Source organism: Psychrobacter sp. 1U2 (genome assembly GCF_051847575.1).
Genome location: NZ_JBPYDC010000145.1, coordinates 1 through 1,639 on the forward strand (window position 1 = coordinate 1; position 1,639 = coordinate 1,639).

The window sequence follows — 1,639 nt, forward strand, 5'->3', positions numbered from 1 at the left end:
TATTATCAACGCCTTTATCTACAGTCCCTATGCCAATAGAGATACCAGAACGCCACGCACTTAACTTTTTCATCAAGTCATCAACCACAAATCTATCGCCCTATTTACGAGTGGCGATGATGGTTGCATTGTCAGCATTGGTATTGCAAATGGCAACTGATGCCTTACAAACTTATCGTTATAATACTGCCGCTGATGTCGCACAGATGGCAACCGCGAAGCAGTACCAGTCATGGTTCCCAGATGAGGTGCTCAATACCAGTCGCACCAAGCTGCAAGTGCAGATGCAACCAAAACTACGTAGCGACAGTCAAGAGTCGGCTTCACACTTAGCGGTATTGGCGCGGATATCACCGCTTATTAAGCAGTCATCGTTACATGCACAGGCATTGGTTATGGAGCCATCTGTCTTAAGTTTTACCTTAATAGCGCCAGACCGTGGTAGTCTTGATAAGTTCGCCAGCACATTGACGGCACAAGGTATTCAAGCAAGCCTAGAGCGAGTCAACAGTAATGAGCAAGGACAGTTTAGTGGACAGATTACCATCGATATCGCCAATGATCCTGCGGCCGTAGACAATATGGCACAATCTTAAATTTTTAGTTTTTAAATTTTATACCATCCATCAAGGTCAAGTGATGAAACTATTACAGCGCCGTACCACCCACAGATCGTTAGCAACCAATGCCTTGTCAGCACGTGTGAACAACTATCAAAACGCACTATGGTCACGCTGGCAAGTACTCTCTTCTCGTGATCAGATGGCATTGGTTATTTTGCTGGTGTTTTTATTGTTATTTGTTGGTGGTTACGGTGGCTATAGTGTTCATCAAGCCGCTAAAGAGAGTAAGTCTAATTACCAAGAGCAGGTCGCTGATTATTTTTGGTTACGCTCACAAGCAGCCAATATCGACCCCAATGCATTAAATGCTGCTAGTAATCAAGATGGTGCTGATGCAATGCCACCAGCAAGCCGCGTGAATACTGCATTAAACAGCTCAGGTATCGATAATGCACAAGTGGTGGCTAATGGTGCAGGGGTGCAATTGAGCTTTAGTCATCCGAGCCAAGCGACCGTCAGTGCTGCACTTGGTAAGCTTGAGCAACAAGGCTGGCAGTTTACAAAGCTGTTGATGCAGCAGGATGTGGCGACCAAGCAGGTGCAAGTACAAGCGACTGTCACGTCTTAATAAACCTTATTTTTGAAAACTTGTCTCAAAGGCTCTTTACATATTCATCTACGTTTAACCGTTACTGTAAGTTAGATTATCAGGACATGGTAATTTTCATCTTGAAAGCGACGCTATTTGCCACAATTGAGTACTTAATGGCTACTGTCAGTTATGGATAAAAATTATGAACCAGTCTTCTAACGATAAAACCGATAAGCATTCATATACAAAAACACGGACTACCGAACCCTTTATTGACTCGCAAACGACACACAGAATTATGCAGCAAGAGAGACCACTGTTGACTCAAAAAGAGCAGCGCGCATTAATCACTTATAATCACATCACCTATCTGCTTTATGTGATCAGCTATTTTACGGCAGGGCTGCTGTGGATTGTGCCAATCATAATGAACTATGGCAAACGCCGTGATGCCGAAGGTACATGGCTTGCGACACACTTTGAC

Annotated in this window: 2 protein-coding genes and 1 pseudogene; all 3 read left to right on the forward strand. The window is 43.9% G+C overall.

Features of this window, described 5'->3' with window-relative positions:
• Positions 1–596: GspL/Epsl periplasmic domain-containing protein (locus tag ACS8FD_RS13940; protein ID WP_439276310.1), on the forward strand; the 596-nt coding region annotated here is incomplete at its 5' end.
• A 43-nt stretch (positions 597–639) separates the two neighbouring features.
• A complete protein-coding gene (gene gspM / locus ACS8FD_RS13945) occupies positions 640–1,191 on the forward strand; it encodes a type II secretion system protein GspM (RefSeq protein ID WP_439260769.1) in 552 nt (183 codons plus the stop codon).
• A gap of 166 nt (positions 1,192–1,357) precedes the next feature.
• Positions 1,358–1,639: pseudogene (locus ACS8FD_RS13950) on the forward strand (DUF4870 family protein); the annotation flags it as partial.